Source organism: Anaerotignum lactatifermentans DSM 14214 (genome assembly GCF_900142265.1).
GTDB lineage: Bacteria > Bacillota > Clostridia > Lachnospirales > Anaerotignaceae > Anaerotignum > Anaerotignum lactatifermentans.
On the sequence record NZ_FRAH01000136.1, the window covers coordinates 1 to 2,690 of the forward strand.

Here is a 2,690-nt window from a genome sequence, read left to right on the forward strand (position 1 = left end):
GAGTATAGATAACTGCAAATAACAGTTTGTAGGGGAGTTCTGATACTCCCCTATAAAAATGGCTATTTATCAACTGTTTGTTGTGACATAGCCTTATATTTATTTTAAAAACATACGAATCATAGATGCATAAAGGTCTTGATAAGGCTGATAGCGCATAGGCAGATCCAGCCATGTCTTTTTGTCTACGATGCTTTTGAAATGTGAGAATGTATCAAAACCAGTTTTTCCGTGGTAAGATCCCATACCGCTGGCACCCACACCACCGAAGCCCATTTCACTGGTTGCCAGATGGATGATAGTGTCATTGACACAGCCGCCGCCGAACTGACAATGTTTTGTGACTGCTCCAATGGTTTTGGGACTTTCAGAGAACAGATACAGAGCAAGGGGATGCGGTTTTTCGTTGATGGTCTTTATCACATCCCGCATATGACCATAGGTCAGAATGGGAAGCAAAGGACCAAAGATTTCTTCCTGCATAACAGCATCGTCCCAAGTAACCTTATCTAAAACGGCAGGCGCAATACGTAATTCACTGGCATCGCACTGACCGCCCCAAACATGCTGAGAAGCATGGAGCAGGTTTTGCAGACGATGGAAGTGTTTTTCATTGATGATCTTGCCGTAATTGGGATTTTCCAAAGGATGTTTTCCGAATTGCTTCATGATCTGTTTTTTCAGTTCGCTGACCAATTCTTCTTTTTTGCTTTCATGGCAATAGATGTAATCAGGTGCTACGCAGGTCTGACCGCAATTCAAAAATTTGCCGAACACAATGCGTTTTGCCGCCAGTTTTACATTGGCTGTGCTGTCTACGATACAGGGGCTTTTACCGCCCAATTCCAGCGTGACAGGCGTCAGATGCTCTGCTGCATGGCGCAGGACTTCTTTTCCAACAGCCTGACTGCCTGTAAAGAAAATATAGTCAAAGGGCTGTTCCAAAAGGAAGCTGTTTTCTTTTCTGCCGCCAGTAACAACAGCTACATAGGCGGGGTCAAAACATTCTTCCAGTAATTCCTGTATCAATGCGGATGTATAAGGGGAATAGGCGCTGGGCTTTACAACAGCTGTATTTCCTGCTGCCAGTGCGTCCACCAAGGGTTCGATGGTCAGCAGAAAAGGATAGTTCCATGGACTCATAATCAGTGTAACACCGTAGGGGCTGGGTTGGACATAGCTTTTTGCAGGAAACTGTGCCAGGGGTGTTTTTACCCGTCTGGGAGAGGCAAATTTTTTCAGATGTTTCATCTGATAAGTGATTTCTGCCAGACACATGCCTGTTTCGCACATATAGCTTTCAAAGGGACTTTTGCCCAGGTCTGCTTCCAATGCAGCGTGGATTTCTTTTTCGTGGATTTCAATGGCTCTTTTCAGCATTGCCAGTGCGTGCATACGAAAGGCAAGGGAATGGGTTTTTCCTGTGGCGAAAAAAGCCTTTTGTTTTTGTATCAAATGGGTGGTATCTGCTTTATTCATAGTTTAGTCCTCCATAATATCATAGTAAAAACGCTGTAATTCTTTTGCGTTCATAAGCTTTGGAACGGGGTACAGGGGATTGGCTTCATGGTCAGCTTTTTTGGCAAGAGAAGGAATATCCTCTGTACGGATTTCTGGCAGTTTTCTGGGAATATCCAGAAGATCCTGTAAATCCCGTACTGCTTGAATGAATTTTTCCGCACCAGCTCTATGGCTTTCCATGGGGTCTGAAATTCCAATTGCCACAGCCAGACGATGGAGTTTTCGGTAAGCATGTCTGCCGTAAGCCTGCAAAACATAAGGCAGCAATACGGCGTTGGCAAGACCGTGAGGTGTGTTATATCGTCCGCCTAAGGAATGAGCAACTGCATGAACATAGCCTACATAAGATTTGCTGAAGGCGTTTCCTGCAAAATAAGCTGCGTGGAGCATATGGCGCCGGGCGTTCATATCATTGCCATCGGCATAGGCTTTGGGTAGATAAGTGAAAATCAGCTTTACGGCACTGATGGCATCATGTCTGGTTTCTTTGGTGGTAGAACCGCCGATGAAAGCCTCAACAGCATGGGTTAATGCGTCCATGCCTGTACTTGCCGTAACGGCAGGCGGAAGCCCTCTTGTGACTTCTGGGTCAAGGACAGCATATCTAGGAATGAGCACAAAGTCGTTGATGGGATATTTGTGCCGGGTACGGCTGTCGGTAATGACTGCTGCCAATGTGGTTTCACTGCCTGTGCCGGCGGTGGTAGGAATGGCAATGAGCAAAGGAATCTTTTTCCATACCTGCAAAATACCTTCCATTTTATCCAATGTTTTTCTGGGACGGGCAATCCGTGCACCTACAGCTTTGGCACAGTCAATGGAAGAACCACCGCCAAAACCGATGATTGCCTGACAGTGATGGGCGTTGTATAATGCCCGAGCTTCTTCTACCTGATCGGTGGTAGGATTGGATACAGTCTGGTCGTAAACAATGCAGCCAATGCCCGCCTGTTTCAGAGCCGTTTCCAACGGATATGTGATCTGATTTCCTCTTACGACAGGGTCAGTCACCAGCAAGATACGGGAAATGTCTTTTCGCTGGAATAGAGGAACCAATGCGTCTGTATGATGGAGCAGAGCTGGCTTTCGATAAGGCAGAAAAGGAATTGCCATATGGAAAACTTCCTGAAAGACTCTGCAATATATTTTTTTGGGAAAAAACATGATAT

2 protein-coding genes are annotated in these 2,690 nt (G+C 45.7%); both read right to left on the bottom strand.

Going from position 1 to position 2,690, the window contains the following annotated elements; translation table 11 throughout:
* Positions 1–99: 99 nt before the first annotated feature.
* Positions 100–1,479 (bottom strand): aldehyde dehydrogenase, encoded by a 1,380-nt coding sequence (locus BUB35_RS18010; protein ID WP_072853992.1) that lies wholly within the window; start codon positions 1,477–1,479, stop codon positions 100–102.
* Between the two features lie 3 nt (positions 1,480–1,482).
* On the bottom strand, positions 1,483–2,634 hold the full coding sequence (locus BUB35_RS18015; RefSeq protein ID WP_330391284.1) for an iron-containing alcohol dehydrogenase: 1,152 nt from the start codon (positions 2,632–2,634) through the stop codon (positions 1,483–1,485).
* Positions 2,635–2,690 lie beyond the last annotated feature (56 nt).

Excerpts from the sequence above, each read along its gene's own strand:
- BUB35_RS18010 (WP_072853992.1), bottom strand. The coding sequence starts at position 1,479 with ATGAATAAAGCAGATACCACCCATTTGATACAAAAACAAAAGGCTTTT.
- BUB35_RS18015 (WP_330391284.1), bottom strand. The coding sequence starts at position 2,634 with ATGGCAATTCCTTTTCTGCCTTATCGAAAGCCAGCTCTGCTCCATCAT.